We start from the raw sequence: 26969 nt of genomic DNA, 5'->3' as shown, positions 1-26969 counted from the left end.
CAGGAACGCACTGGTCGCGCGCGTCCAGCACACCATGACCGCCGATCGGCCGGTTCAGCTAGAAAGTCAGGGAGTAGATGTCTAGTCAACACAACGGGGTGGCTTCCGCCGAGGCGGTGACACAGCGCGACCCCTACGCGATGACCCATCGCGAAGTACTGGAAGCGATGACCGGCCTGCTGGCGGCCCTGTTCACGGCACTGCTCAGCACCACGATCGTGGCGACCGCCCTGCCCACCATCATCGGCGATCTCCAGGGTTCCCAGACTGCCTACGCCTGGGTCATCACCGCCGCGCTGCTGGCCACCGCGGCCTCCACCCCGATCTGGGGCAAGCTCGCCGACCTGTTCAACAAGAAGACGCTGGTCCAGATATCGATCGTCATCTTCGTGGCCGGCTCGGTGCTGGCCGGTTTCGCCCACAACGTCGATCTGCTGCTCGCCGCGCGCGTCGTCCAGGGCATCGGCATGGGCGGCCTGACCGCGCTGGTGCAGGCCATCATCGGCAGCATCGTCGCGCCCCGCGAACGCGGCCGCTACTCCGGCTACATGGGTGCGGTCATGGCCGTGTCGATGTCGGGCGGACCCATCCTCGGCGGCGTGATCGTCGACAGCCCGCTCGGCTGGCGCTGGTGCTTCTTCGTCTGCGTGCCGCTGGCCGTGATCGCCCTCGTGCTGCTGCACCGCACCCTGCGCCTGCCCACCGAGCGCAAGGACGACGTGTCCATCGACTGGCTCGGCGCTGTCCTGCTGACCGCGGGCGTATCGATCCTGCTGATCTGGGTCTCCTTCGCGGGCAAGGTCGGCTACTACGACTGGGTCTCGCGGGAATCGGCGCTCTACGTCGGTGCCGGTGTGCTGCTGCTGGCCGCGACCATCTGGGTCGAGTCCAAGGCGAAGTCGCCGATCATCCCGCTGCCGATCGTCACCGAACGCACCACCGGCCTAGCCATCATCGCCTCCATCGCCGTCGGTGTCGGCATGTTCGGCGCGACCACCTTCCTCGGCCAGTACTTCCAGACCGCGCGCGGCTACTCGCCGACCGTGGCGGGCATGCTGACCATCCCGATGGTCGCGGGCATGCTCATCGCATCGGTCGGCTCGGGGCAGCTGATCACCCGGTTCGGTAAGTGGAAGGGCTTCGTCGTCGGCGGTGCGCTGGTCTTGGTGGCGGGCTTCGCGCTGCTGTCGACCCTCGATCACGCGACGAATCTGTGGCTGGTCGCGGTCTACATCACGGTCGTCGGCCTCGGCGTCGGCAGCCTGATGCAGAACCTGGTGCTCGCCGTGCAGAACACCGTCAGCGTGCACAACATCGGTGCCGCGTCGAGCGCGGTGGCCTTCTTCCGCACCTTCGGTGGTGCGATCGGCGTGTCGGTGCTCGGTTCGGTGCTGGCCACGCGGGTGAGCGATCTGTCGGCCGAAGGGTTCGCCAAGCTCGGCATCCACCCGTCGTCCTCGGGCGGCAGCAACCTCGACATCGGTGCGCTGCCCGGCCCGATCGCGACGATCGTGCGCACCGCCTACGGTGACGCGACCGGCCGCATCTTCCTGATCGCCGCGTTCGCCACCGTGGTCGCGCTGGTCGCGACCCTGCTACTGCCGAACCGGCCGCTGCGGACCACGATCGACATCGATCCGGCGCTCGACCCGATGCGCGATGCGCAGGAGGCCGAGCCGGATCCCGCCGAACTGCTCGATCCGGTCCAGCAGCCCGAGCGAGTAATGCAGAAGTAAGGCCGCCCCGCCGTGCCCGGCAGGTACCGGAACTTCCGGTCCCTGCCGGGCACACGCGTGGGCATGGCCGCAACGACCTGGGAATAATCCGGTTGCGCCGCCGCTTTAAGGTTGTCGTCATGGAGGAGCCGTCATGAAGGAAAAGGGGCGCAAGGTCATCGCGACCAACCGCAAAGCGCGGCACAACTACACCATCCTGGACGTCTATGAAGCCGGGATCGCGCTGGTCGGCACCGAGGTCAAGAGCCTGCGTGAAGGCAAGGCCTCGCTGGTCGACGCCTTCGCCACGGTCGACAACGGCGAGGTGTGGTTGCGTGGCCTGCACATCCCGGAGTTCAGTCACGGCACCTGGACCAACCACTCGCCGCGCCGGGTGCGCAAGTTGCTGCTGCACAAGCGCGAGATCGAACGTCTGGTCGGCAAGTCCCGCGAGGGCAACCAGACGCTGGTGCCGCTGTCGATGTACTTCTCCGACGGCAAGGTGAAGGTCGAACTCGCCCTCGCCCGAGGCAAGCAGGACTACGACAAACGTCAGGACCTGGCCCGCCGGACCGCCGAACGCGAGGTCACTCGTGAGCTCGGCCGCCGGGTCAAGGGCATGAGCAGGTGAGCCGGACGACGGGCGGAAAATGGGAATGAAAGCCGGTCGGTGAGGTGTTAACATGACTAGCCCGGCAAGGTGCCGGGACGTACGGGGCTGAACGGTTTCGACTGCGTACGTTGATTCAGGGGAAGCGTGTCGGTGCAGGCAAGAGACCACCGTAAGCGTCGTTGCAACCAATTAAGCGCCGATTCTCATCAGCGCGAGTACGCTCTCGCTGCCTAAGCGACAGCGTCTCTGTCGGCCCGGGATAAGCCCTCGGTCCCGGTGCCGGCATCAGCTAGAGGGCTCACCGTTCTACTCGGTCGCGGAGTAGAACGGGACATCTCACAGCGACTGGGATCGTCATCTCGGCTTGTTCGCGTGACCGAGAGATCCGAGCAGAGACACAGCGAACTGCACACGGAGAAGCCCTGAAGACGCGACGGAGGACCCGGGTTCGATTCCCGGCAGCTCCACTCCAGGCCCCTCACCTGAAGCCCAGGTGAGGGGCTTTTTCATGCCCCGACTACCCGCAGATCGGGCCGTGTGGGCACATTTTGGGCACATTTTGCCGCGGCTGACCGGAAGCCGGCGCCCGGCCGCGACTTCGGTCGCGGCGCGCGGGTGGCGCTGCCCGCCGCCGAGGCCGCCGGTAGCGCGCCAGCGACCGAGGTTCGCCATGGGGCGCGCCTCGACATCGCTCCGGCCGCAGCGGAATCCGAACCACCCGCATTGGTCGTCGCTGCTGGCGCAACCGTCGCCCTCGATCCCGGGGTGAGTCGGTCGACTGCACCGGCGATCTCGGTCGGCGAGACCGCCCTCGACCTCGAGCCCGCGGTCGCCTCGGCGACCGCGCAGCCGATCGAGGTCTCGGCCGCTGCAACCATCCCACTCGGCAAGACCAGTCAGCAGGCACTGCGCCCGCCCCGACCGTGCGCGCAGCGTCACGCTGTCCCTCGGCCCGGCGCGCGCCGCTGGATCCGCGCCCGTGGGCGAGGTGCTGCTCGCCGTCGAGTACAGCGACAACTTCGACCGAGCTAACGGGGCGCTCGGCGCCAACTGGGCAGCGATGGGTGCCTGGCCGCCTGCGGTCATCAACGGAACAAGGCTCAGCGCGGAACGACCGCTCCAAACAATCAGCGCCGGGCGTCTGCGTCCCGCTACGTTTCGGCGTTGCGGACCAACACGCAAGAAGTCGAATTCGTCGTTGTCACACCGACTGGCCCCCGCATTGAGCATCGGCGGTGACGGTTTCGTTCGAGCGAACAGCACGGGCGACCGCGTCGACCTCATCGTCGCCGACACCGCGGTGCACATCATGACCCGGATCGGTAGCAACACAGTCATCCAGGCAACGGCCAGTGGCCTACCGGCGATCGCATCGGGGACCGTCTTCAAACTGCGGGCGGTCGGCAACGTGTACACCGGCTACCGCGCAGGTGTGCAGGTCGTGCAGTGGACCGACACGGGTGGCCTCATCGCCATCGGCTCTGGGACGCGGTATGCCGGCGTCATCTGCATCGAGCAGAAGAACCAGCTCGGAACACCGAGCCGGGGATGGGCAATCGACAACTGGATCGCGCGAGGAAAGGGGATTCCATGGCAACCGTGATCATCGGCCCGATATGCGTACAAGGGTTCTCCGGCCCTGGTATGAGCGGCCCGGTCGAGGCGTGGGCGTGGGCGTTCGGATTCGCCTACATTGATACCGGCGAAACGATCCGCGATGTCGGGCAACGCAATCAGCTGGGCGGGAAACACGGAGCTGGTCGCCACGGATGAAACGGGGGCTGCGGGGTGTGATCGTCTGGCGGACAGCGTCCCTACTCAGCTCGTCAACGGTGGCCATGTCCAGGCCGAGGAGACTGTCACCTAGGTGTGGAGCGACCGCGACGTCTGACTGCCGATCATCGACAAAGCAATGCGCCCCGACCGATTCTGTCGGGGCGCATTCTCTGCGTTTCTGAGCGACTACAGCAGCGGCGCAGTGCAGTTGACGACCGCGTACTGGCCCGTCGCGGTCTGCTCGTCCTTGACCTCGCCGTCGACGATGATTCGGCAGGTCACTGACTGCCCCTCGGTCTGCGCGCCGAGGCCCGCGATCGCGTAGGTCGACTTGTTGCGGACCGTCTTTTTCCACGGCGCCGTCGCGCTGGTCTCCTGCTGAATGGCCGAGTTCTCGTCGTACCACGTCACCGACGACAGTGTGCCGCTGTCCGAGATGATTTCGTACACGATCTCGACGCCTTCACCCGACTGCGGCGCGGCAGTCAACGGCGGGATTGTCGTCGGGGCCGGCGCGGGTGACGGCTCACTGGCGGGGGCGGGGCTCGCCGGCGGCGAAACCGCGGCAGATGTGGTCTCGCCCGCGGTGGTCGACTCGTCCTTGTCGCCGCCTCCGCCAGCGATCGCTCCGATAACGATGAGCACGAGCAGCACGGCCGCGCTGATCAGGATGATCTTGTTCCGCTTGCGACGCTTGGCGTCGGCGGGCGGATTCGGGTTCGGGTTCGTCATGGTGTCCCCTGGGCGTGGTTGGAGTGTTAGAACGGTGATCGTGTTGTCCTGGGCTGGCGTTAGCGCTGCGACCACTCCGGTCGGTCGTCGATCCACGCCAGCGTTCCGGGCAGCGTCCCCGCTGGTCTATTCAGGGTTGGCGGCGCTGTTGTCGTTCACTGCCCGGTGGGCGGCTGGGGTGGGTGCTGGACTACATCGGTCCACTGATGCCCGTCATGCCACCTAGTCGCGCCCTGCGGGTCTACGTACCATCCCGGCGGTGGACCGACCGGCGGTTGAACTGGCGGGATCACGATCTGGGCCGGTTCCCGTCTGTCGCCCGCTCGCTGGAGCGCGCGAAACACGAGGTATACGAAATAGCAGACGGCGCCAATGACGACAACGACCGCCGTTTCGGCCAGTCCACCGCCTCGCATGTAGACGATGAAGGCGATCAGGCCGATCAACACCAGTGCGGACGCGCCTTCGTGCTGTGGATTCAGGTGGCGCCGAGGCCCGCCCGCAGGGTCTGGCTGGTTGGGATCTTGTGCCGGTGGCGGGTAGCTCACGCAGAGTCCTGGTGTCGGTGGGTTTCTCACTGCATCGGCGCAGCGATCGGTTCGTTACGACCCGCTGTCGGCAGCGACGAGGTATTTCGTGAAGGCTGGGCACGCGTACTTGCCGGGTGCTTCACCCTCGGGTTCGACCAGCACGCGGTTCGGGTCGCCGTGGTAGTCGAGCTCGCGGATGACGCACACGGTTTGCCCGCCCTCAACGATTCGGCCCCGATCTCCGAAGCTCCATGACACGACAATTATTTGGTCCGCCGTGCCTGCCTCGTTATCGATCGAGGCCGATGCCGCGCTCGCGCTGTTTCCCCCGGCCGTCCATCTCGGCGGTCGGTGTCTCCCTGTCGACCTCCTTCGGCGGGTCCGGCCGACGTCCCTCGGCAGCCATCCGCGCAATCTCCGGGTCGATCCCGTGGTTGCGGTGTACCCGGCCGGGTTTCGAGGAGACGCTGCGGGCGATCCTGAAGGGCACATCGCAGGCGCAACCGGGATAGGTGTTGGCCTGCCAGGTGCCACCGAGATCGCCGGCACGCTCGAGCACGACCAGATCGTGGAATCCGGCTACCCGTCGATGAGTCGTTGTCGTGCCGCCTCCATCGTGCGGTCCGCGACCTCGCGGGCCTATTCGTCGCTGACCGGTTCCCTCGTGGGCATTCTTTTCGGGTTGTTCCTACGGTGAAACGCCGCGTTCTCGGCAGTTTGGCGGTCCATGCCACGATCCACGCGCGCCTGGACCTCTCGCTGCTCGCGCTCCCGGGCCGCTTCGGCCGCGCGCGCCGCGGCTTCCGCACGCGCCCGCAGGATTTCCTGCGGGTCGCGGCCGACCTCGTCCCCGGTCGGGGCGCCACCATCACGGTCGTGGCCCGCCACCGGGCGGTTTCGGCGCCGACGATCGGGGTCAGACGCTGAATCGCCTCCTCGCGGGCAGCCGCGAGCAACCGCTGATGCTCGAGCCGGGCCGCCTCGCGTTCGACGGATATGCCGATCGCGCCCAGCTGTTGCGCGGTCCGCTTCTCGGCCTGCAACCGCTGGGTCTCGCGTAGGAACTCCTGCCGCTCTGCGCTCGGCGCAGCGGCCGCGATCCCCCGGTGATGGTCCTGCTCGAGTTGCTGGACCTTCTGCAGCGTAAAGGTCAGCCCGAGGAAATCCTCGCGAGTCGGCTGCCGCCCCTGCTGCATGGCCTACGCGATCTGCTGCCCGTCACGCTCGATCAGCTCGCGCTCGCGCCGGATCAACTCGTAGGTGATCGGGTCGATCGCATATTGGCGGCGCGAATCTCGTTAACTGATGCGCTGTTCTTGCGCCTTCTCCACATCCAGGGACCGAAAGTACCCCAGGCCCAACGATCTGCGTGCCTCGACCTCTTTGGCGTGGTCGGCCTTGGCTTGAGCGTCGGCGAGGTCGCGCAATTCCTGGTGGACCAGGCGCAACTGCTCGATGCCGATGTCTTTGCCCTGAGTTCGTGCCTCGGTGATCTCGCGTACGACGTTCTTGGATATCTCCTCGAGGCACAGCGGGTCTCGCTCGGGCGCTGGCAGTTTGGAGAGGTTGACGCCCAGCTCTTTGCGGTTGTCTCGCTCGATCGCCCGCATACCGGCTTCCATGATCCGGGCGAATACGCGCTCGTTGACCCGCTTGACGACGAAGTCGCCGGGAAACTGCCTCTCCAAGGCAGCGAGGTCTCTACGGATGTCGGGGGCAATCCGCTTTTCGGCCGACGCACGAACGATGTAGGTGACCTGTTCGCCCGCTTCGAGTTTCGCCCGATACCCCTGGAGCTGGGCACGGTCGCGGTCCTTGTCGATCCCGCCCGATTTGCCTCGATATTGCGCGCGACGCCGTGCCGGCCCTGACCGGGCAGGTGGAAGTCGGCGACGATGCCGAGCCCGTTCGCCTTGTCTGGACCACCCGTTACTACTGCTGGACCCAGCCGACGGCGCCACCGGACTCGCAGACCAGATCCGCGCCGCCGCCCAGGTGTTCGATGCGAGCACCCTGGTTGTCGTCGACGTGGGCGGGGACATCCTCGCGGCAGGGCACGAGGCTGGTCTTCGTAGCCCGTTGGCCGACTCGCTGGCGCTGGCCGGCGCAGACCAGACGCGCATGCCATTGCATTTGCTCGTCGCGGGCGTCGGGCTCGACGGGGAGTTGGCGCCACCCGAGCTGGCCGCCCTGCTGCAGCAACACCGCTCGGCAACGGTGGCCGAGCGCAACGCCGACGATGTCTCGGCGGTTGCCGAGATCTGGAGGTGGCACCCGTCCGAGGCCAACGGGCTGGTCTGCATCGCCGCGGCGGGTTGGCGCGGCAGGGTCGAAACCCAGCGCGGCGCACTCATCGACCTGACCAACGACGCCAGCACCGTCTACCAGGTGGACGCCGCGAGTGTCAGTGCGCGATCCCTCGCGGCCGATCTCAGCGATACCCAATCACTTGACCAAGCGGAACAACAGATTCGGCGCCGCCGCGGCTACACCGATATCGACACCGAACGTGATCGGCTATCCGCGCGCCCGAGCGCCTACGCGCCACCGACGGCGGCCACGGTTGGCGAGATCGACCGCTACGCGCACGCCGCGGCGGCGCGCGGCGTTAATGCGCTGACGATCCGCCGCGTCATTGAGTTGGCCGGCACGGGTGGCGCGGATGGTGGGGCCGCCATCCGCGACCTACTCGGGCACGACCGGCCTCACAACATGCGGCCGCCCCTATACCTAACGTGGCTATTCTGTGTCCGGTCGACCGAGGTCGGGGGCTACCGTCAGAGCCGCCGGCACAGGTACGTCCGGTATCCGATCAGGGTTCGGCCAGCGCCGAGGTGGTGACCGTTCTGGCAGCGACCGGAGCGGGGACTTCTTAGCGATCGGTGTCGGCATTGTGGTGCAGCCGATCCGGGTCGACGTTGGTTCGCCCGTTGCTGATGCTCCATGTCGGTCGCCAGCGTTTCGAACTCACATTCGAATGCTATCGCCCCTAGTGCCCGGGTGGGCTGCCCAAGTGAGACGGGTGCCGCGTCCAGCGCTCCTAGCCCTGATCGTGTGGGGGCGGGAGGTAATGGACCATGCCGTACTCGTCCACGTAGATCTGATACCGGCGGATCTTCGCGGTGTTCATCTGGATCACGTACACGATCAACCAGAGCCCGCACGTGACGACCGAGAGGAGAATGTGCAGGATGTGGTTCGTCTGGTCGACCTGAAGCAAGACTGCGGAGGTCTGGGTCATTGACATGACCTTTGCACCCTGCCCGGCCTGCGCCGACACGGCCATCATCAGCAACTGCTGCCGGTGCTCCAAGCTCACCGTATGCATCGGCATGCCCGAGTTCGCGTGCGCGCCCTGCCGAGGGAGGCGCTGTTCGTTCCCGGGCGGCTGGGGATTCATTGGGCTCCTCATCCTGGATGTTTTCATGTCCATCCGCTGACCGACCATGTCTGTTACCCGGCTGCTCGCCAGTGCTTCGTCGATTCAAGGGTGCTGTGGAGCGTCGAGCGACAAAGCGTCCACCGTGCGGGTGTGGGTCGGTTGGCGCGCGGTTCGCGACCACATTGAGCTTGCCGATCGAAGGCCTCGGTGCTTTATCGGCACGTGCGCATCATCGGGGTGTGGACGAGCAGCAGCACACATCGCTGTGGGCACATTTTGGGCTCGCCCTTGTTCCCCAGTGAAACCGGGTGAGCTGCGATGAGCTGTTTTAGCTGGTAGGAGCGCTGCCGGCCAGTTGACCAGGCGTGGAAACCGGGTTCGATTCCCGGCAGCTCCACCAAAGGAAGGCGAGTGCTCGCGGAGAGCGCTCGCCTTTTTGGTGGAGCCGAGTGTTGTGTGGGGGGCGAAGCCCCCACGCCCCGCCCGGCGGGCTACGCCCCCGGAGCCCCCGCCCAGGTTCGCCCGCCCGTTGGGGTTTCCGCCCGGGGCGGCGGCCCACTCAGGTGGGCTTCGCCGCTGGACTAGTTGTCGGGTTCACCTGCTCGGGATGCCTGGTGGCTGCGGCCGCATCGGGGTCGCGCGATCGTTCGACCTCTTGGGCCCTCGTGCTGCCTGCGACCCGTGCCGGGGTGTGGGGTGACTGAGGTGCTCGGCCACACGAACGCTCGTAGCCATCAAAGGGCTGGGGGTGGGCGGTCGGGGACGAGTTGGGCGGCGATCTGTCGGCCGACGTCGACGGCGTTGTTGCGGTTGGCGTCGGAATTCGGTCCGAGCGTCACATAGGCGACGACGGTGGTCTCGGTCGTGGTGTCGTAGTAGGCGACGCCGTCGTAGCCGCCGTAGGACGGGTTCATGAACAGCCAGTCGCCCAGGTGGACTACGCCGAAGGCGAAGTATTTCTCGCGGGTCAGAGGGCCGAGGCCGGCTGTCGACGGCTCCATCATCTGACGGAACTGGTCGTCGGTGAGTAGTTCGCCGGTGCCGAGTGCCCGCACCCACCGGCCGACGTCGGCGACGGTGGAGGTCATATTGCCGCTGTGCAGGAATGCGGTCGGGTTCCAGAATGTCGAGTCTTCGAAGATGTTTCGCTCGTTGGTGTAGCCGTGCAGGATCGGTCCCTCGATCTGCGGGGTCAGCACCACCTCGCTCGCGCCCATTCCGAGTGGATCGAGGATGTGCTCGGCGATCAAGTCTCCCAACGGTGTCCCGGTCGCCTTCTGCAGCACTTCCCCGAGCACCACGAGATCGCTGTGCGCGTAGGCGAAGCTGGTGCCGGGTGCGAACAAGGGCGGTCTGGCATTGGCGCGGGCGAGCAGCTCGCCGGCCGTCCAGGTAGAGAACGGGTTGTCGCCGAAAACCTTCAGGAACTCCGGCTCGGTCACATAATCGGCGATGCCGGAGGTGCTGTCGGCGAGCATGCGCGGGGTGATCGCGTCGGCCCGGGGGAACTCGGGCATCCAGCGCGCAATGGGTTCGTCCAGCGAGAGCACGCCCTGACCGTCGAGCCGCCACAGCACCGTCGACAGCATCGGTTCCATCGGCTGGCCGACGCGAAGCCGCATATCGGCAGTCGTGGGCACACCCAGCGGTGAATCGCCGAGCGCACCGAGGACGACCTGCTCGGCACCGCGCCACACACCGAACACCGCCGCGGTGAGATCCAGTTCGCCCATCGCATCGTGCATGAGATCGGTGATCTTCGTGGCCGCCGGACTGCTCGCGCCGGCGGTCGTGTCCGAACCGGTACCCTCGTCCGTGCCGCAGGCGGCAACCAGGATGAGCACGGTGGCGAGTGCCGCCCACGGTCCCTGACGCCTCTTGTATCGGGTGGACACGCTCATGACGGCGACCCTTCGTCGAGGAAAACGGCCCGACCAGCGTCCCCGCAATCTACGCCGTCCGCCGCATGTTCGATAGAGCCGAACGAACCGGCGGGCGACGATGCGCTCCTCCACGACGGCGAGGACCGCCCCTGTCCCCCTTTGCGGTGACGCCGTCCGGTGCCCTGCGGGGCCGGGAGATTGTTCAACCGGGTGCAGTCACGGGGCGTCGCCTTCGGTTCCTGTCAGTGGCCTGGCTGCGCATTGTCATCGATCGATCGGGCTGGGCTCGGTGGGTGAACCGCCGCGCTCGGGTTCGTCCGGGTTCGAGCGGGTACCTCGGAACCGTCGACGACGAGAGGAGGCGGCTGTGGAGAGTCGCGCCAAATTCTTGGGGCATGCCATTCACCCGATGTTGATCGCGTTTCCGCTCGGGCTGCTGACCACGGCGGTCGTTTTCGACGTGCTGTATCTGGTCACCGATCGGGGTGGTTTCGCTGTCGCTGCCGGGTATGCGATCGCGGCGGGGATTGTCGGCGGGGCTGCGGCGGCGTTGTTCGGGTGGATCGACTGGTTCGCGATTCCCGGCGGTACGCGGGCGAAGCGGGTCGGGTTGGTGCACGGGCTCAGCAATGCCGTGGCGCTGGTGCTGTTCGCCGTCAGCTGGCTGCTGCGCGCCGACGCGGGCGGGTGGGAGCCGAGTCCGGCGGCCCTGATCTGTAGTTTCGTCGCTGTCGCGATCGCCGGTGTCGCCGCCTGGCTGGGTGGTGAGCTGGTGGAGCGGCTCGGCGCCGGAGTCGATACGGGAGCCAACCTGGACGCGCCCAGTTCGCTGACCCACAAGCACCTCGCCGGCGGTGGCGCGCAGGCCTTCCGGTCGTGAGCGGCAGGCCTGCGCGTTACGCGCTGCGCGCCGTCCGGCGGACGTTGACCGCACTGCTGGTCGGTGCGTCCGTCGCAGTGGTGCTGGTGGCCGCACCGCCGGTCTCGTCGGCCGAGGTCGACTCCGCTTGTGGTGCGCCGCTGTCGGACGACACGATCGCCGATATCGTGCGGCTGTCGGATACGACGTCGCTTGCCGGTTCCACGATGCAGCAGCTGGAAGTGGCGGTCGAGCAGCACCGGCAGATCACCGAAATACTTGTGCGGCATCGCGATCGGCGCGGACTGCTCGCGCTCGGGCTCGACACCGTCGAACAGACCGCGGTCATGCCGTTGCAGCGCGACCCGGCCGTCTTCGACGATCCCGAGTTCGCCCATCGCATCAGCCTCGACCTGCTGCTCAGGTTCCTGCGCAACGTGCACGCCGAGTTCACCGGGGCCGCGACCGAACCGCAGTGGGCGCACTATTTCGCGCTCACCCGCGAGTGCGGGCTGTCGGCGGCACGGGTGGCGATGGCCGGTTACAACGCTCACCTCACCGTCGACCTGGCCAACGCCGTCGCCGCGGTGCGGGCTGCCCCGGTGAACGCGCCCGACTACTTCCGGATCGTGGCCGCGATCGCACTGAAAGGCTCGCTCATCGTCGAGGCCACCAAAGCCGTGTACGGCGGTGATCTCGGACCGCTGTGGCGGTTCTACTTCCTTGGCGAAGGGCTCGATGCCGTGCTGGGCGCGGGCGTCGGCTCCGGCGCGCTGCTGCGATTGGCGGACGCCGGCGCGAACGTGGTGATCTTCGGCAACGGCCTCGCGCTCCAGGATCCCGCGCTGGAGCCGGCGACCCGCGCCGAGATCGACGCGCTCTGGCGCAGCGCCGACGCCGCGTTCGTGGTGCTCGCCGCCAACGGCGGACTGTGAGATCGCGTCAGGCACTCATCGACGGGTCCGGTTCGCCGTAGGCGGCGGCGATATCTTCGGAGCTGCTCCAGCCGCTGTAGGTGGGTGATTGCGGCCAGCCCTGCGGGGAGTCCTGCCATTCTTCCTGCCGCCCGTAGGGGAGTAGGTCGATCAGCGAGAAGGTGTAGCCGAGTTGTTCGACGCCACGCCCGTCGGTGTGCCAGGTGCGGTACACGGTATCGCCGTCGCGCAGGAAGACGTTCACCGCGAAGGCCCCGTTGGGTGGTGCGCCCACATCGGCGCCGAAGGAGCTGTTGGCGGTGGAGTACCAGTCCATCTTGTTGCCTACCCGCCGCCGGTAGGCGAGCGCTTCATCGATCGGGCCCTGGGTGACGATGACGAAGCGCGCATCGTAGTTGTCCAGGAACTTCAATCGCGTGAACTGTGCGGTGAAGCTGGTGCATCCACCGCACTGCCATTGCTTGCCCGGGAACCACATGTGGTTGTAGACGATCAGCTGCGACTTGCCCGCGAAGATGTCGGCCAGCCGCACCGGCCCCTCCGCGCCCTCCAGCGTGTAGTCGGGCATCCGCACCATCGGCAACCGACGCCGCTGGGCCGCGATCGCGTCCAGCTCCTTGGTCGCGGCCTTCTCCCGAGCCCGGAGCGCGGCGAGTTCACGCTGCCAGGTCTCGGCGTCGACGACGGGCGGCAATGCTGACTTGCTCATGAGATCCTCCCTGACGGGTCCACACATCCGGCTGTAGGTGTAGACCTCCTCGGCCCGCCGAATTCATCGCTCGTCGCCGTCGGCTACCAGGTCTGCTCGCCGCGTAGCACCGCATCCGCGCCACCGTCGACGAACACCACCTGACCGGTGATGTGGGAGTTGGCGGGGGAGGTGAGGAAGCCGAGCAGTGGGGCGATCTGTTCGGGCCGGGCGTGGCCGTGCAGTGGCATGGGGACGGCGCCGTCGATGGCTCGGCGGCCCTCCTCGGTGTCGAGCATGGGCTGGATCATCGGGGTCACGATGGTGCCGGGGGCAATGGCGTTCAACGCGATTCCGGCGCCCGCCCAGTCGGGTGTGATGGCTGTTCGCCGCACCCAGCGGGCGATCGCGGCCTTCGACGACGCGTAGATCTGGGCGCCGTCACCGCGTTCGATCGCCGCCCGCGCGGCCTTCACGGCGGCTTGCTCGTCGCCTGCCAGTGCGGCGTCGACGGTCTCGGTGTCGGTGGGGTGCAGGGAGGCCACCGACGAGATCACGACGGCCCGGGGATCGGTGCCCGCGGCGAGGAGGGGCCGCAGTCCGGCGAGGGTAGCGACCGCACCGAAGTAGTTGACCTGGATGGTCAGCGGATCGAACAGGGCGATTCCCGCGCACGCGATCACGCCGTCGAGCCGGCCATCGGAGAGCTCGCGGGCACGCTCGGCGAGTTCGCTGCGGCCTGCTTCAGTGGCGAGGTCGACGGTGATGTCTGCTCCGCGGAGGTCCGCGCCGATCACGCGTATCCCTTGATCGCGTAGGTAGTCGCTGGTTGCGGCGCCGATGCCGGAGGCGCTGCCCGTGATCAGGAAGGTGCGGGGCATTGTCGGCCCTTTCGTGGCGGGGGTGAATGCGCGAGTCAAATGCGCATCTGTGACAGGACGCCAGTTTGTGCCACGGTGCTAGTGTGTGTCAAGACACATCGAGGAGGGCATGTGATCGATCAGGAGCTGTCGCTGACCGACCGGCGGCGGCAGGCGGTCCGGCTGGATATCGCGGCGGCCGCCGCTCGGCTGTTCCTCGACCGCGGGTTCGACGCGACGTCCGTCGACGACATCGCGCGCGCCGCCGGAATCTCGGTGCGCACCTTCTACCGCCATTGCGAGGCCAAAGAGGACACCCTCACCCCGATCGTCATCGCCGGTATCCGTGACTTCGTCGGCTACCTGGCCGCCAGGCCCGCGGACGAGCCGGTGGAAACCGCGGTGCACGCGGCATTCGTCGAGGCGTTCCGCCAGGATCGGTACGCCCACATCGTGCCCACCCGTGAACTTTTCGTTCTGCTCACCTCGGTGCCGGGTATCCGGGCGCGGTGGATGGTCGCGGCCAACGACCTCGCCGACGAACTGCGTCCCGTCATCGGTGCACGAGCCGGAGTGGACCCGACGAGCTTGGAAGCCCGTCTGCTGTCACATACCCTGATCGGCGCCCTGACGGTGACGTTGGAGCACTGGGTCACCTGCGATCCGGACGATCCGTCGGGCCCGGTCAACGCCCCGAGTCTGGCCGCCTCGGCGCTGTCGGTGATCCGCTTCGAACGGTCCTGAGCCCTCTTCGACGCCCGTTCCGTCTCGGTATGCCAGGGTTGTCGCTCCGGAACGGCATCGCCGCAGAATCGAGACGACGCCCGGCCTCACCGCGTCAAATCGAGTCCGGCCCCGGCCAGGTAGGTGGCGGTAATGGAGCCGTCGGGGTGTTTATCACCGTAGGCGGCGATGACGGCGCCTGCGGAGATATCGGCCACCCGGGAGCCGAACAGGACGTGCACCTTTGTCGACGGCGTTGTGTGCACGGTTGTCGTTGTGCCGAAAAGGCTTTCGACCTGCAAGGTTGTGCCGTCGGTTGCGGCGACGCGGCCGACGGCGACGGACCGCCCCTGCGTACTGGGAGTAGGTGCGGGTACCGGCGCGGCCGCACTGGGTGCCTGCGCCGATGTGACTCGCGGAGGATCGACTTCGGGTGCGGGTGTGCTTGGCGTGCGGTGGCCGGTGAACAAGGCGATGACGACGGCCAGCAGCGCGATCACCGTCGCCGTTCCGCCGAGCAGCAGGGTGGAGTGAGTGGGTGCTGAGCCAGAGTGCGGGCCGGCCGCGCGATCGTGCGCGTGCCCGTTCGACGGCGCCGCAGTGTCGGGCGATCCGCCGAAACCCTTCGCGGGCAGGCCTGCCTGCGCCTGCGAGAGGCGGGACCACGGCGTGCTCGACTGCGGCATGGATCACAGCCTACGAGCGGCTGGGCGAGGCCTATCGCCACCGGCGGTGAGTGAGCGAGCGCCGCTCACGGTCTGCGCGATGTGCGGCGGCGATCAGCTCGTGGGCCGCAGGGCACGCAGGGTGAACAACAGTCCGATGGCGAGGGCGACGGTGGCGGGGATGGCGGTGCTCAGGGTTCCGGTGAGGGCGGCGATGCCGGCGGTGAAGATGAGGCAGGTGGCGATGGCCAGCAGTGCGGTGCCCCATTCCATGCCGACGATCCGGGCGGGTCGGTGGCGCAATGCTGTCATGACCGGGGAATACCCAGACCGTCCAGCAATCAAACCGTTATCGCCTGAGCGGTGTCCGTTATGTGCCGCGATCTGCGGTTTGTCCGGGTGGTTCGCTCGTCGCAATGCCATGATCGAGCCTTTCTCGGCGTTTGCTCGCCCTCATGGGCGGTCTACCGATAACGACCCGGCAACACCGTCGATGGCACGCAGCAAACAACGAGACAACCGTCACGCCGAGGCGAGCTGGGCGTACCCGCCGGATCCGCGATCAGCGCTGGTGAGCGATCGGACGGGCGGTGAGCATCCGCAGGATCTGGCCGGCGAATCGGCACAGTTCCCGAGCCGAGCTGCGGGTCCCGGCAACCGACCAGACGTCGGTAGTGGTGGGCGCGGAGCGGGCAAGCCCGGCGAAGCGGTCACCGAGCCAGTCCGCCATCGTCGGCGCGCCCAGGAATTCCAGCGGTAGATGCAGGGCGAGGCGATCGCGCAGGTAGTGCACCTCCGCGCCGGCCGCGCGATAACGGGCGACGAGCGCGTCCACATCGGCGGCGGCGATGACCTCGTCCGGGATCGCTTGCAGGATCAGCATCGGGATCTCCGGGGCGGTGGCGCCGGGACGGATGTCATCGAAAATCGTCCGCAACTGCGGTAATCGGACCAGTTCGGCGATACCGCCATCGCTGTGCCGGTCGATGCTGCGCCCGGCGAAACGCGCCAGCAGCGCGAAGGTCGTGCGCGACTCGGCCTCGACGAGCAGCCGCAGATAACGCGGATACAGCCGATCGGCGAGCATCGGCGCAAGTTCGGGGTAGGCGCGCCGCACTCCGGCGGTGTAGACCGCGGCGAAGCCGGCATACGCGCTGGCGTTCAACCGTACGAACGCTGCCGCCGGGTCGCCGACGGGTGATCCGGCGACCGCGCCGACGAGGTTGATCTCGGGTGCGTAGCCTGCGGCCACCTCGGCCGCCCACGCTGTCGCCAGCCCGCCACCGGAATAGCCCCAGAGGCCGACCGGTGTGCCCGCCGAGAGGCCGAGCGGCGCGAACGACAGTGCCGCGCGGATCCCGTCGAGCGTGCGATAGCCGGGTTCGCGACCGGCGCCGAAGTGACCACGCATCCCCTCGTGGTCGGGTACGGAGACGGCCCATCCACGCGCGAGAGCGTATGCGATGAGCGGGTATTCGAGCTGGGGGATCGCCCCGAGTACGCGGGCTCCACGCCGCAACGCGTACGACGGAAAACAATTCGAGGCCACCGCGTCGATCGCGCATTGGGAACGACACCAGAGGGCGAGCGACTGCGGGATCGGCGCCGTGGGGCAGCAGCACGGTGGTCAGCGCGACTTCGGCCGCGCCCTGCCGATCGGCGGTCCGATACAGCAGCTGCCACGCCTGCACGCGCTGCGGAATCCGGCCGAACCATGCCACCCGCACTGCGCGAGAACGGATCACGGTCCCCGGCTCGGCGGCGAGGGTATCCGGCGGCGGTACGCAGAACGGATCGTGTTCGACGCGCAGCGGCGGATCCGAGCACTGATAAGGATCCGCCGAGCCCGCGTATCCGCGGGCTCGGCGGTGCCCCGCACCCCTGGCAGGTAGCGCCGCCTCGGTACTCATACTGCTCGTCCTCCCGCGGCGAGATCGCGCCGACCGGGCAAATCTAGATCCGTGGCGGCACAGCCGTCACTACGCCGCGGCCACCAACTCCCGTCGCGAGTCTTGTGTCCGGAGACGATTTTCCCGTGCCGGGACGTCGCTGTGACCGGAGGAATTGCCGATGAGTTAGGTGTGCCCGACAATTCGCCGCATGGCCGCCGCTCTGCCCTCACTATCCGGAGACGCTCCGATCCTGGACCGAATCGGTCGCGGGCTGCCCGCCATCGCCGACCGGATGCTCGCGGCCGGGCTCGGTTCGACACCGCCCATCGCGGACCTGCCCGACGGCCATTTCCGGGAGGTGGTGCCTGCCATCCTCGACTGCGGCCGTGGGTTCCTGCGTGCCCTGCGCGAGCAACGGGAATTCAGCGACGCCGAGCTCGCGCGCTACGTCGCTCCGGTGGTGCGCCGCCATGCCGAGGAACGGATTCCGTTGCGGCTGCTGATCGATGCGGTTCACGGCTCGGCTCAGCAACTGCTCCTGGAATCGGCGCGCTCGGCGGCGCCGGAGGAGTTGGACGATCTGGTCACCTTCGGCGCGCACCTGCTGGATCTGCTGCGCCGCATCAATCTCGTGGTGTACGAAGGGTATTCGGAGGTGGAGCAGTCGGTGTTCCAGCCCGACCGCGAAGCCCGGCGTGCGCTGTGTTCGGCTCTGCTACACGGACTTCCGGTCGCGGAGCCGGCCGCGCGCGCCGATATCGCGTTGGACGAGCACTATCACGTGCTCGCGCTGCGGGTATCGTCCGAGCAGCACCCGCCGCCGGTGGCGACGCTGATGGCCCGGCGCCGGGTCCGGGTCCTGCAGTCGATCCTCGATGACGTCGTCGGCCGCGCCGCGCTGCACACCTTCGACGGCACCTCGGGCGTGGTGCTGCTGCCCGGCGGCCCGCATCAGCACGCCGAGCAGGTCACGGCGACCACGGCACAGCGTTTCGAGACCGCCGTCTTCGTGGCGGACGGCGGCGAGGTCGCCCGCGCCGCCCTGCCCGCCGTGGCTCGTGAGGCCACCGAACTCGCCGAGCTGGCCCGCGCCCTCGGCCGCCCCGCCGGGAGCTACCGCCTCGACGATCTGTTGCTCGAGTATCAGCTGACCCGTCCTGGCCGGGCGCGCGACCGCCTGGCCGAACGCATCGCGCCGCTGTCGACCCGGCCACATCTGCTCGCCGCCCTGGACGCCTACCTGCGACACGGCACCGACCGCAAGACCGCCGCCGCCGAGGTGCACGTCCACCCCAATACCTTCAGCTACCGGTTGCGCCGCATCGCCGAACTCACCGGCCTCGACCCTGCCGATCCCGCCGGCACCCGGATGCTCGCCGCCGCGCTCACCGTTGTCCGGGCCGGCTGACGGGGCGGCCGGATCGCCCGGAATCCGCACCTCCACCGCTGTGAGCACGATCACGGGATAATCGGCCGTGACGATTGCCCATGTCCGGGTGTCCAACACAGGAGCGGCGGAGGAGGTGGGTGTGACCGCGACCGAGACGACGACCGTGCCGGACGATGTGACCCTGGTCAGCAGGTCCAAGGACGGCGATGTCCGGGCCTACGAACAGCTGGTGCTGCGCCATCAGGGGCAGATGTTCCGGCTCGCGTCGAAGATGCTGGCCGACCGCGCCGAAGCCGAGGACGTGGTGCAGGAGGTCTTCCTCGCGGCGTGGCGGCGATTGGCTCAGCTCAACGATGACGCGGCGTTCGTCGGCTGGCTGTACCGGATGACGACCAACCGCTGCCTCAACGTCATCCGGGCCCGGCGCCCGCACGTCGAGGCGGATCTGGATCTGACCGAATCGCCGCGCTCGGATATCCAGCCCGAACACGCCACCCAGGTGAATACCCAGCTCGAGGCGCTCAACGTGGCGCTACAGGATTTGACGCCCGAACAACGGGCCTGCTGGCTGCTGCGCGAAGTGCACGGCCTGTCGTATGAGGAGATCGGAGACATCGTCGGCGCGAACACAACCGCGGTCCGCGGGCGCATCGCCCGCGCACGAGCCCAACTGTCCGAGGTGATGAAGCCATGGCGGTGAACGAGACCACCGAGCAGGACTATGTCCTGCCGTGCGGGCGCGCACTGGAGCAGGTGTGGGACCGGCTCGACGCGATCGAGGCCGGCCGGGCCGACGCGCATGAGCTGAACTGCCCGCATTGCGCGGCCGCCCGGGACAGTCTGCTGGCCTTGCGTGCCGCGACCAGGCAGATGATCGAGGAACCCGAAGCGCCTCCGCCGGATCTGGTGGGACGGATCATGTCGGCGGTGCGCGCCGAGGTGCGTCGTGGCCGCACCCTCGACCTGCCGACGCCCGAGCCCGGCGCGGTGGAGGTGAGCGAGCAGGCCGTCAGCACGGTGCTGCGGTATGCCGCCGATTCGGTGCCCGGCGTTCGCGCGCGTCGCTGCCGGGTGCGGCCGGCCGGGATCGGTGACGGTGGCGAGTACCTGGTCGATGTCGAGCTGTCGGTCGCGGTCCGCTTCGGGCCGACACCGGTCGCCGAGCTGATGCCGATCGTCCGCGAACGCATCAGCGCGGCGTTGCCCGCGCGCATCGGCCTGGCCCTGCACCGGCTGGATCTGACGATCGCCGACGTCTACGAGGGACGGTCGGTGGATTCCGCGGACGAATCCGGAGGTGATCAGCGGTGACGGGTGCGGTGGCGGTACAGGTCGATCCGCCCGTGCTGGCGGCGGTCGCCGCGCATGCCGCCCTGTCCACTCCCGGGGTGGTGCGGTTGGAGCCGGGCGTGCGTGGTCTGGTGACCACGCTGATGCGGGCGGGCAGGCAACGCTGGCTCGGCACCGATCCGGCGCCCTCGGAAGGCGTGCGGGCGCGTCGCACGGAGCTGGGACGGCTGGTGGTGCAGGTGGACGTGGTGATCGCAGGCGACCGGAACGCGGGTGAGGTCGGACGCGCGGTCCAGCGGACGGTCGCCCAGCGAGTGCGTGAGCAGACCGGGCAGGACGTGGACGAGGTCGTGGTGTCGATCCTCGATATCGAACCGGAGCCGCGGTGATGGCAGCAGAGGACGTCATCGACAAGATCATCGGGGCGGTCGAGGGCATCACCGGGCTGCGGCCCGCGACGCCGATCGTGCGGGAGAACGCGACCTGGTGGCCGTGGGACGCCCGCAAGTACGCCGTCGATCTCACCGAGGGCGCGGTACAGGTGCGGGTCGTCGCCGCGGTGTTGCCGCTGCCGCCACTGCTCGATCTGGCGGGGAAGGCGATTGTCCCGGTCCTGGCGGGTACTCCATGGGAGCGGGCCACGCTGCGACTGGTGGTCACCGAGCTCGACGCGGCCGCTTTCACCGAGGAAGGAACTGTGGGTCAGGTCACATGATGACCCCGTGACGACGGCCCCGCCCGGGTGTCGAACAAGTGCGGGACCGAATCCGCTGCATCCCAAAGGAATCAGGAGGAACACCGATGACCGCCACCACCGACAAGACCACCTCCAACAGCACGGCCGGCGAGACCACCGGCGCTGAAAAGGCCCCGGCCAAAAAGGATCACGCCCTGGTCACCGATCTCGGCAGCACTACGATCTCCGACATCGTCGTGCAGAAGGTCGCCGGACTGGCCGCCCGCGAGGTGCGCGGCGTGCACAACCTCGGCGGTAGCGCCGCCCGCGCCTTCGGCACCATCCGCGATCGCATCCCCGGTGCCTCGGCCAGTATCGGGCAGGGTGTTTCGGTCGAGGTCGGCGAGACCCAGGCCGCGGTCGATCTGGAGATCGTCGTCGAATACGGCGTCGCCATCGCCGAAGTCGCGCGCGCGGTGCGCCGCAATGTGATCACCGCGATCGAGCAGATGACCGGACTGCATGTGGTCGAGGTCAACATCAACGTCAACGATGTCTACATCCCCGGCGATGACGACGACGCCGACGCACCGCCCGCGCGCGTGCAGTAACCGGCGACCGGACCCAGCGAAGAGGAGTCGAATGTGAACGCCACAACGATAGGGCTGGCCATCGGGATCGCGCTCGGGTTCGCCGCCGCCTTCGGCGGATTCGGCGCGTTCCTGACCGTGCTGGTGTTCGCCGCGCTCGGCCTGGTGATCGGGCGGTGGCTCGACGGCGAGCTCGATCTCGCCGCGCTGGTCCGGTCCGCCCAGGACAAGGGCAGGCGATGACGACGGCCGCGGTCGGTGCCGACGCGGCCGGAGTCGAGTTGCCCGGCCGGACCACCGTCAGCGAACGGGCGGTGCGCCGGATCGCCGCGCATGCCGCCTGCGAAGTGCCAGGGGTGGATCGCGGGGTCAAGGTCGACGCCACCGTCTCCGGTGACCGGACCGCGCTGGCGGTTCGGCTTCCGGTGCGCTACCCGCAGCCGGTGGGCCGGGTGACCGAGCAGTGCCGGGCGCATCTGCGCGAGCGCACCGCCGAGTTGACCGGCATCAAGGTCTCGAAGGTCGACATCGTCGTTCCGGAACTGACCACCGAGGCCGCCGCGGCCGGGAGGGTTCGATGATCCGCAGGCCGCGGCGCACCTGGCCGGCCATCGTCATCGCGGTGGTGGTGCTGGCGGCGTGCGTCGCGGTAACGGTGTCGCTAGTGCAGCGGTTGACCGGCACCAAGGAGTACGTCTCGTACGATTCGGTGGCTGGCGAGCTGCACGGCATCACCTGGAACGAGCTGCCGGTGCTGATCGGCGGCATCGTCGCCCTGCTCATCGGGGTGGTACTGCTGGTGATCGCGCTGCTGCCGGGGCGGGCGAAGGTGCTGCCGTTGACCGGGCCCGACGACGGCATCCAGGCCGGCGTCAGCCGGTCGGGGCTGCGAACGTTGTTGCGCAGCAGTGCGGGCCGGGTCGACGGCGTCACCTCGGCGCGGGTGAAGGTGCGCCGCGACACCGTCACGGTGATCGCGCGCACCGACCGGCACGACAACGCCGGGTTGGCCGACGCGATCTGTGCGACGGTCACCGACCGCGTGCATCAACTCGGCCGCCCGGTGAAAAGGGTGAAGGCGAAACTGCACGCACCCGAAGCCGGAGGTCTCCGTTGAGCAAGGTGAATCGTCCCGCCGCCGTGAATCGCGTGCTGATCGGGCTGACCGGACTGCTCTGCCTGGCAGCCGGCGGCTACGCGGTAGCCGCCTACTACGGGCAGCTGCACTGGGTCGACCAGGACTCGACGCTGGTGCCGGGCACCGCCGCCCCACCCACCTGGGTGTTCTGGGCGGTGATCGCCGGCGCGGTCGTTCTCGGGTTGCTGTGCCTGCGTTGGCTGCTCGCGCAGATCTTCCGGATGCCGAAATCGCAGACCTGGCGATTCGACGCCGACGGCTCGGCCGGAACGACGGTGATGGCCTCCGCGACGGCAGCGGCCCCGGTGGCCGACGACATCGAGGCCTTCGACGATGTGCGTTCGGCCTCGGCCTGGCTGACCGGTACCCGGTGGGCGCCGGAACTGCACCTCACCGTCACCGCGGAACCGCACGCCGAGATCGGGCAGTTGCGTCGGCGCATCCTCGACGAGGCCGTGCCTCGGCTGCGGCAGGCGCTCGAGCTCGAATCCATCCCGGTGAGCTTGGAGCTGGGCTTCGCCGATGCAGGCAAGAAGCCACAGCTGCGCTGACTCGCGGGACGTGACGTTCGGGCTCGATGTGCGCGGTGGTGGGGTCGGCGGTGGTTCTGCGGCTGGGGCGGGCGGCGGCCGCGGTGCGGCAGGCCGGAGGGTGCGGCGGGCCGGAGCGCGGCGCCGGACGTTGTGCCCGATAGCCTGACGATATGCAGTGTTCGCCGACGATACGGAGCCTGCCGTGACCGCGGACTGGCACACCCGCCCCGGCCGGATCGCGGTGCTCACCGGCGCCGGAATCTCCACCGATTCCGGCATCCCGGATTTCCGTGGGCCGCGTGGAGTGTGGACCGAGGACCCGATCGCGGAACTGCTGTCGACCTACGACAACTACATCGCCGACCGTGACCTGCGCCGCCGCTCCTGGCTGGCCCGCCGCGACAATCCGGCCTGGCAGGCAAGGCCCAATGCCGCGCATACCGCGCTGGTCGAGCTCGAACGGGCCCGCGCCCTCACCATCATCACCCAGAACGTCGATCGGCTGCATCAGCGCGCCGGATCCTCGCCGAGCCGGGTGATCGAGATCCACGGCAATATGTTCGACGTCGTCTGCGTCGACTGCGACTACACCTCGACGATGGCCGCGACGCTCGAGCGAGTCGCCGCCGGTGAAGACGATCCGCCGTGCCCGCGGTGCGGTGGCATCCTCAAGGCGGGCACGGTGATGTTCGGGCAGGCGATGGAACCGCGCACCATGCTGAAGGCGACGATCACCGCGGAGTCTGCCGATCTGTTCATCGCGATCGGCACCTCGTTGCAGGTGGAGCCTGCCGCCTCACTGTGTGCGCTCGCGGTGGACAACGGCGCCGACCTGATCATCGTCAATGCCGAGCCGACGCCCTACGACCGCATCGCCACCGAGGTCATCCGCGAACCCATCGGCACGGCCGTCCCCGATCTCGTCGCGCGCGTTCTCGGCTACTAATTCCCTTCGCGCGTGGAAAGCGTTGCCGCCGAGCATTTTCGGGTATCGGAACGCTATTCGCGAACGCTGCTCGGCGTCGATCCGAAGCGCTGCCGGAAGGCGGTGCTGAAACTACTCACCGAGCCGAAACCGAGTCCGAGGGCGATATCGGTGACGCTGGTGTGCCGGTAGGCCGGGTTGCGCAGGCGGGCATGTGCCAGCTGGAGCCGCTCTTCCCGGATGAGTTCGCGCGGCGTGGTGCCTGCTTGCTGGAGGGCGAGCTGCACCTGGCGCACCGACCAGCCGAGGGCCCGCGCGATCTGCGCGCTGGACAGGTCGGGATTGCCGGCGTGGCGGCGAATGTAGCGCCGCACCGTCGATTCGACCTCGCCGAGGTGACTGTTCGTGGTCGGTACCGAGCCGAGGGCCAGCATGCAGATCAGATCGACCAGCCGTTCGGCCACGGCGTCGAACTGGGTCGCGGTGAGCGCACCGGCTTCCTCGTACAGTCCGGTGAGCATGGTCGCGGCCACCCGGCCGAGCCCGCTGCTCAGGTCCAAGGGCCGCGCGGGAGGTTCGGCGCGGTTGAGCCGATGCTCGATCTCGCGTCGCGGAATGGTCATGATCAGCCCGTGGGTGCCGCTGCACGCGGTGAACGACAGCGGCCGATTGATGGTGATCAGACTGCCCATCCCGGGCTGCAATGAGCCGGTACGGTCGTCGCTGCTCAGGTCGAAACGTCCGGTGAGCGGCATGACCAGCCGGTAGTCGTCATCGGGGTCGGCGCGGATATGGGTGGCCGCGCGGGTGTAGACGATCGGATCGGATTCACGGCCGACGATCTGGTAGGTGTCGGTGCGGTGGCGCCGGATCCGGCCGAAGAAATCGGTGGCGGAGCCGAACTCGTAGTTCAAGCGCACACCCTGGAAGGCATCGACCAGCTCGGCCCAGTAGTCGACACGTTCACGCGGGTCGACGTCCGCCGTCGACGCCTCCTCGACCACCGCCTCACCTGCCATCACAGACTCCGTTCTCGTGCCGTGTGTGGACCGGGCCTCGGCTGTCTCGCCCGTGGAGCCGAGGATAGGTCGTCGTCGTGCGGTTTCGGGCCGAGTCGCGCGGGTGGATCTGCGCCGGGGCGCAAAGTTCGTGCGTTCGGCGACAACCGCGCGGGTTCCGGCATCACTACATTTTCGTCTGTCCGGCGTCCGAAGGGCGAAGAGGGTCGCGCGGTAGGGGTATGGGTGAAGATTCTCAGTAGTCGTTGGCACTGTTTCGAATACACGCCGGTCGATCCCGGGCCCTGCGCTGTCGAGCTCGCGCCGGCGTCGGTCGCGCTGGCGCGCACCTTCCACGACTGCTTACTGCTGCACATCTATGTCGAGCCGGGTGAGCGCGGGCCCTCGGGCGAGGTCGTCCGGGCGATCCAGGCGATGATCACGCAGAGTGCGGCGGCCTACGTGGTCATCAACGGTTCTCCGGTGCTACCCAGCGGTGCCGGTCGCGCCGCGATGTCCGGACCGGATCTGCTCGCGCATCTGGCCGACACCCTCGATCTCGTCGAGGAGATCGCCGAACGACTGGAGGAACGCGGCGAACGCGTGCACCTGATGCCGTTCGGCTGGCACCTGGAATGCGGACGGGCGTGTGCGTTCGCCGGGCCCTGCGATGTCGTCCGGGTCGGCGAACCCGCACAGCTACGGCGCCGGATGCCCGAGCCGGCCGTGCTGCCCACCACCTTCACCACCTTCGGCAGCACCAGGGCCAAGCCGTCCGGATGGGCGACGATGCACCTCATACCGCCGCGACGTCAGCCGATCGGGCCGAGCACGCGATCGAGATAGTCGTTGGCGAACACGCCCTTCGGGTCGAAACGGCGGCGAACCTCGGCGAAGCGATCCCACTCCGGGTATCTGCCGCGCAACGTCCGCGCGGTCTGGAAATGACGTTTGCCCCAGTGCGGGCGGCCGTCGAACCGGTCGAATACCGCTTCGCAGGCCCGGAAATACGGCTCGTAATCCATGCCCTGGTACATGTGCACGGCGATGTAGCAGGTGTCGCGGCCGCCTGCGGGTGAGAGGAACGCGTCATCGGGCGCGACCCAGCGCACCTCGATCGGCATCGGGGTGTCGAAGCGGGTGGACAGCTCTTTGATCGCGCGAATGGCCTCGGCCGAATGTTCGCGCGGAATGGCGTATTCCATCTCGGTGAAGCGGATCAGGCGCGGCGAGGCGAACACCCGGTAGGACCGGTCCACCTGACGGCGGTAGCTGCCCGCGTAGGCGGCACCGCGATGGATCCACGGCACCAGCCGCGGCTGCCTGCGGCCGAGCCTGCACAGCGCGTCGAAGGTGTAGTTCGACATCAGGATGTCGGCGAACCAGTCCACCAGCTGCGGCCGAGGCTGTTCGGCGAGATCGACCCGGTTGTTGCGCTTGGTCATGGCCAGCGGGCTGTGCGCGAACATGTAGAACTCGAAATGGTCGTTGCCCTCGACATAGGTGTCCAGATCGTCGAGCACTTCCTCGACCGGAACCGGCCGCTCGATGCCCTCCAGCACGAACGAGGGAACCAGCCGCAACGTCATCGCGGTGACCACGCCGAGTGCGCCGAGATTGACTCGTGCCGCCCGCCAGCCGTCCGGATCGGACTGTTCGTTCAGCTCGACGACGCTGCCGTCCGGGCGCATCAACTCCACCGAATGCACTGCGGCCGAGAGGTTTTGCAGGGTGGCCCCGGTGCCGTGGGTCGCCGTGGCGGTGGCTCCGGCGATGGTCTGGGCGTCGATATCGCCGAGGTTGGGGAAGGCCAGTCCGTGGTTGTGCAGTGCCGGGCTCGCGGCGTGCAGGGTGAGTCCGGCCTCGACCCTGGCCAGGCCGCTGGCGCGGTCGACGTCGAGCACCCGGTTCATCCGCGACAGGTCCAGCAGCAGCCCGTCGGTCAGGCAGATATCGGTGAACGAATGTCCCGAGCCTGCGACGCGAACCTGTCGTCCGGCGTCGGCGGCCTGGCCGAGTAGGTCGGCCAGTTCATTGCGGTTGCGCGGAGCCGCGACGGACGCCGGCGTGCACTGCTGATCGCCGGCCCAGTTCATCCACGAATTGGTCACATGTCCAACTGTAAGGGATCGGGTGTGACCTGCGCTACCCGCGTTGTTGTTTGCCGGGGAGTGGC

33 protein-coding genes and 1 other RNA gene are annotated in these 26969 nt (G+C 68.1%); 22 read left to right on the top strand and 12 right to left on the bottom strand.

Features of this window, described 5'->3' with window-relative positions:
- Nucleotides 1-140: 140 nt before the first annotated feature.
- The 4 genes from RJ05_RS18625 (at nucleotide 141) to RJ05_RS30990 (ending at nucleotide 3931) form a co-directional block, all read left to right on the top strand.
- The gene (locus tag RJ05_RS18625) at nucleotides 141-1736 is read left to right on the top strand and encodes an MDR family MFS transporter (RefSeq protein WP_081597409.1); all 1596 of its coding nucleotides are present in this window, start codon (nucleotides 141-143) and stop codon (nucleotides 1734-1736) included.
- A gap of 133 nt (nucleotides 1737-1869) precedes the next feature.
- Nucleotides 1870-2346, top strand: coding sequence for an SsrA-binding protein SmpB (gene smpB / locus RJ05_RS18620; protein WP_036538887.1), 477 nt, complete (start codon nucleotides 1870-1872; stop codon nucleotides 2344-2346).
- Nucleotides 2347-2429: 83 nt separating this feature from the next.
- Nucleotides 2430-2798: a transfer-messenger RNA gene (ssrA, locus tag RJ05_RS30090) on the top strand.
- 509 nt (nucleotides 2799-3307) lie between these two features.
- Nucleotides 3308-3931 (top strand): hypothetical protein, encoded by a 624-nt coding sequence (locus RJ05_RS30990; RefSeq protein ID WP_138445664.1) that lies wholly within the window; start codon nucleotides 3308-3310, stop codon nucleotides 3929-3931.
- 359 nt (nucleotides 3932-4290) lie between these two features.
- Here RJ05_RS30990 and RJ05_RS29450 read toward each other — a convergent pair whose 3' ends face one another.
- The 3 genes from RJ05_RS29450 to RJ05_RS18595 form a co-directional block, all read right to left on the bottom strand.
- Nucleotides 4291-4836 carry an MmpS family transport accessory protein gene (locus RJ05_RS29450; protein WP_051016716.1) on the bottom strand — a complete coding sequence of 182 codons (546 nt, stop codon included), beginning with the start codon at nucleotides 4834-4836 and terminating at the stop codon, nucleotides 4291-4293.
- 155 nt (nucleotides 4837-4991) lie between these two features.
- A complete protein-coding gene (locus tag RJ05_RS18600; RefSeq protein WP_081597408.1) occupies nucleotides 4992-5252 on the bottom strand; it encodes a DUF2510 domain-containing protein in 261 nt (86 codons plus the stop codon).
- A 403-nt stretch (nucleotides 5253-5655) separates the two neighbouring features.
- Entirely contained in the window at nucleotides 5656-5925 is a 270-nt protein-coding gene (locus RJ05_RS18595) for a hypothetical protein (RefSeq protein ID WP_036538882.1), read from the bottom strand.
- Between the two features lie 134 nt (nucleotides 5926-6059).
- Here RJ05_RS18595 and RJ05_RS18590 point away from each other — a divergent pair, with 134 nt between their 5' ends.
- From RJ05_RS18590 to RJ05_RS29445, 3 genes are all read left to right on the top strand, one after another.
- Complete coding sequence (locus RJ05_RS18590; RefSeq protein ID WP_036538881.1) at nucleotides 6060-6293, top strand: hypothetical protein; 234 nt, start codon at nucleotides 6060-6062, stop codon at nucleotides 6291-6293.
- A gap of 182 nt (nucleotides 6294-6475) precedes the next feature.
- Complete coding sequence (locus RJ05_RS30985; protein ID WP_036538879.1) at nucleotides 6476-7237, top strand: hypothetical protein; 762 nt, start codon at nucleotides 6476-6478, stop codon at nucleotides 7235-7237.
- Nucleotides 7119-8207: a DUF1152 domain-containing protein gene (locus RJ05_RS29445; protein WP_081597405.1), complete on the top strand. Its 1089-nt coding sequence runs from the start codon at nucleotides 7119-7121 to the stop codon at nucleotides 8205-8207. Before RJ05_RS30985 ends, RJ05_RS29445 begins: the two co-directional genes overlap by 119 nt.
- A 199-nt stretch (nucleotides 8208-8406) precedes the next feature.
- Here the strand turns inward: RJ05_RS29445 and RJ05_RS18575 are convergent, their stop codons facing one another.
- The gene (locus RJ05_RS18575; protein ID WP_138445665.1) at nucleotides 8407-8766 is read right to left on the bottom strand and encodes a DUF8108 domain-containing protein; all 360 of its coding nucleotides are present in this window, start codon (nucleotides 8764-8766) and stop codon (nucleotides 8407-8409) included.
- 716 nt (nucleotides 8767-9482) lie between these two features.
- A complete protein-coding gene (locus RJ05_RS18570) occupies nucleotides 9483-10649 on the bottom strand; it encodes a serine hydrolase domain-containing protein (protein ID WP_036538876.1) in 1167 nt (388 codons plus the stop codon).
- A 349-nt stretch (nucleotides 10650-10998) separates the two neighbouring features.
- Between RJ05_RS18570 and RJ05_RS18565 the strand changes: the two genes are divergently transcribed.
- Together RJ05_RS18565 and RJ05_RS18560 are read left to right on the top strand one after the other, a co-directional pair.
- Nucleotides 10999-11511, top strand: a complete 513-nt coding sequence (locus tag RJ05_RS18565) for a DUF2231 domain-containing protein (RefSeq protein ID WP_036538874.1) — start codon at nucleotides 10999-11001, stop codon at nucleotides 11509-11511.
- Complete coding sequence (locus RJ05_RS18560; RefSeq protein ID WP_373365068.1) at nucleotides 11508-12425, top strand: DUF5995 family protein; 918 nt, start codon at nucleotides 11508-11510, stop codon at nucleotides 12423-12425. Before RJ05_RS18565 ends, RJ05_RS18560 begins: the two co-directional genes overlap by 4 nt.
- 7 nt (nucleotides 12426-12432) lie before the next feature.
- Here the strand turns inward: RJ05_RS18560 and RJ05_RS18555 are convergent, their stop codons facing one another.
- Together RJ05_RS18555 and RJ05_RS18550 are read right to left on the bottom strand one after the other, a co-directional pair.
- On the bottom strand, nucleotides 12433-13134 hold the full coding sequence (locus tag RJ05_RS18555) for a DUF899 domain-containing protein (RefSeq protein ID WP_036538872.1): 702 nt from the start codon (nucleotides 13132-13134) through the stop codon (nucleotides 12433-12435).
- 83 nt (nucleotides 13135-13217) lie between these two features.
- Nucleotides 13218-13994 (bottom strand): SDR family oxidoreductase, encoded by a 777-nt coding sequence (locus tag RJ05_RS18550; protein WP_036538870.1) that lies wholly within the window; start codon nucleotides 13992-13994, stop codon nucleotides 13218-13220.
- Between the two features lie 111 nt (nucleotides 13995-14105).
- Here RJ05_RS18550 and RJ05_RS29440 point away from each other — a divergent pair, with 111 nt between their 5' ends.
- Nucleotides 14106-14717, top strand: coding sequence for a TetR family transcriptional regulator (locus RJ05_RS29440; protein WP_051016714.1), 612 nt, complete (start codon nucleotides 14106-14108; stop codon nucleotides 14715-14717).
- An 86-nt stretch (nucleotides 14718-14803) separates the two neighbouring features.
- Here RJ05_RS29440 and RJ05_RS18540 read toward each other — a convergent pair whose 3' ends face one another.
- The 3 genes from RJ05_RS18540 to RJ05_RS18535 form a co-directional block, all read right to left on the bottom strand.
- Complete coding sequence (locus RJ05_RS18540; protein ID WP_036538869.1) at nucleotides 14804-15382, bottom strand: hypothetical protein; 579 nt, start codon at nucleotides 15380-15382, stop codon at nucleotides 14804-14806.
- A 93-nt stretch (nucleotides 15383-15475) separates the two neighbouring features.
- On the bottom strand, nucleotides 15476-15673 hold the full coding sequence (locus RJ05_RS30080; protein ID WP_081597403.1) for a hypothetical protein: 198 nt from the start codon (nucleotides 15671-15673) through the stop codon (nucleotides 15476-15478).
- Between the two features lie 250 nt (nucleotides 15674-15923).
- Nucleotides 15924-16910 carry a lipase family protein gene (locus RJ05_RS18535; protein WP_249040581.1) on the bottom strand — a complete coding sequence of 329 codons (987 nt, stop codon included), beginning with the start codon at nucleotides 16908-16910 and terminating at the stop codon, nucleotides 15924-15926.
- Nucleotides 16911-17461: 551 nt separating this feature from the next.
- Between RJ05_RS18535 and RJ05_RS18530 the strand changes: the two genes are divergently transcribed.
- From RJ05_RS18530 to RJ05_RS18480, 11 genes are all read left to right on the top strand, one after another.
- Complete coding sequence (locus RJ05_RS18530) at nucleotides 17462-18661, top strand: PucR family transcriptional regulator (protein ID WP_036538867.1); 1200 nt, start codon at nucleotides 17462-17464, stop codon at nucleotides 18659-18661.
- Nucleotides 18662-18782: 121 nt separating this feature from the next.
- Nucleotides 18783-19343: an RNA polymerase sigma factor gene (locus tag RJ05_RS18525; RefSeq protein WP_036538913.1), complete on the top strand. Its 561-nt coding sequence runs from the start codon at nucleotides 18783-18785 to the stop codon at nucleotides 19341-19343.
- Nucleotides 19334-19954 (top strand): hypothetical protein, encoded by a 621-nt coding sequence (locus RJ05_RS18520; RefSeq protein ID WP_036538866.1) that lies wholly within the window; start codon nucleotides 19334-19336, stop codon nucleotides 19952-19954. The genes RJ05_RS18525 and RJ05_RS18520 overlap by 10 nt, the downstream gene beginning before the upstream one ends.
- Nucleotides 19951-20322 (top strand): Asp23/Gls24 family envelope stress response protein, encoded by a 372-nt coding sequence (locus RJ05_RS18515; protein ID WP_036538864.1) that lies wholly within the window; start codon nucleotides 19951-19953, stop codon nucleotides 20320-20322. Before RJ05_RS18520 ends, RJ05_RS18515 begins: the two co-directional genes overlap by 4 nt.
- Nucleotides 20322-20648 (top strand): hypothetical protein, encoded by a 327-nt coding sequence (locus RJ05_RS18510; protein WP_051016713.1) that lies wholly within the window; start codon nucleotides 20322-20324, stop codon nucleotides 20646-20648. The genes RJ05_RS18515 and RJ05_RS18510 overlap by 1 nt, the downstream gene beginning before the upstream one ends.
- 86 nt (nucleotides 20649-20734) lie before the next feature.
- Nucleotides 20735-21220 (top strand): Asp23/Gls24 family envelope stress response protein, encoded by a 486-nt coding sequence (locus RJ05_RS18505; RefSeq protein WP_036538861.1) that lies wholly within the window; start codon nucleotides 20735-20737, stop codon nucleotides 21218-21220.
- Between the two features lie 33 nt (nucleotides 21221-21253).
- On the top strand, nucleotides 21254-21442 hold the full coding sequence (locus RJ05_RS18500; protein WP_036538860.1) for a hypothetical protein: 189 nt from the start codon (nucleotides 21254-21256) through the stop codon (nucleotides 21440-21442).
- Entirely contained in the window at nucleotides 21439-21780 is a 342-nt protein-coding gene (locus RJ05_RS18495; protein ID WP_036538858.1) for an Asp23/Gls24 family envelope stress response protein, read from the top strand. The genes RJ05_RS18500 and RJ05_RS18495 overlap by 4 nt, the downstream gene beginning before the upstream one ends.
- Nucleotides 21777-22316 (top strand): DUF6286 domain-containing protein, encoded by a 540-nt coding sequence (locus tag RJ05_RS18490; protein WP_036538856.1) that lies wholly within the window; start codon nucleotides 21777-21779, stop codon nucleotides 22314-22316. Before RJ05_RS18495 ends, RJ05_RS18490 begins: the two co-directional genes overlap by 4 nt.
- Nucleotides 22317-22321: 5 nt before the next feature.
- A complete protein-coding gene (locus RJ05_RS18485) occupies nucleotides 22322-22888 on the top strand; it encodes an alkaline shock response membrane anchor protein AmaP (protein ID WP_232052409.1) in 567 nt (188 codons plus the stop codon).
- A 184-nt stretch (nucleotides 22889-23072) separates the two neighbouring features.
- Nucleotides 23073-23816 carry an SIR2 family NAD-dependent protein deacylase gene (locus tag RJ05_RS18480; RefSeq protein ID WP_036538912.1) on the top strand — a complete coding sequence of 248 codons (744 nt, stop codon included), beginning with the start codon at nucleotides 23073-23075 and terminating at the stop codon, nucleotides 23814-23816.
- Between the two features lie 53 nt (nucleotides 23817-23869).
- On the opposite strand, the gene RJ05_RS18475 is transcribed toward RJ05_RS18480, so the two are convergent.
- A complete protein-coding gene (locus tag RJ05_RS18475) occupies nucleotides 23870-24814 on the bottom strand; it encodes an AraC family transcriptional regulator (RefSeq protein ID WP_036538853.1) in 945 nt (314 codons plus the stop codon).
- A gap of 225 nt (nucleotides 24815-25039) precedes the next feature.
- Between RJ05_RS18475 and RJ05_RS18470 the strand changes: the two genes are divergently transcribed.
- On the top strand, nucleotides 25040-25639 hold the full coding sequence (locus tag RJ05_RS18470) for a hypothetical protein (RefSeq protein ID WP_036538851.1): 600 nt from the start codon (nucleotides 25040-25042) through the stop codon (nucleotides 25637-25639).
- On the opposite strand, the gene RJ05_RS18465 is transcribed toward RJ05_RS18470, so the two are convergent.
- On the bottom strand, nucleotides 25606-26904 hold the full coding sequence (locus RJ05_RS18465; protein ID WP_036538850.1) for a D-arabinono-1,4-lactone oxidase: 1299 nt from the start codon (nucleotides 26902-26904) through the stop codon (nucleotides 25606-25608). The genes RJ05_RS18470 and RJ05_RS18465 overlap by 34 nt on opposite strands.
- Nucleotides 26905-26969 lie beyond the last annotated feature (65 nt).

The organism is Nocardia cyriacigeorgica NBRC 100375, assembly GCF_000308555.1.
Lineage (GTDB): Bacteria > Actinomycetota > Actinomycetes > Mycobacteriales > Mycobacteriaceae > Nocardia > Nocardia cyriacigeorgica.
The sequence above is the reverse complement of the archived record's forward strand: the minus strand, read 5'-3'. Positions and strand labels throughout refer to the sequence as shown.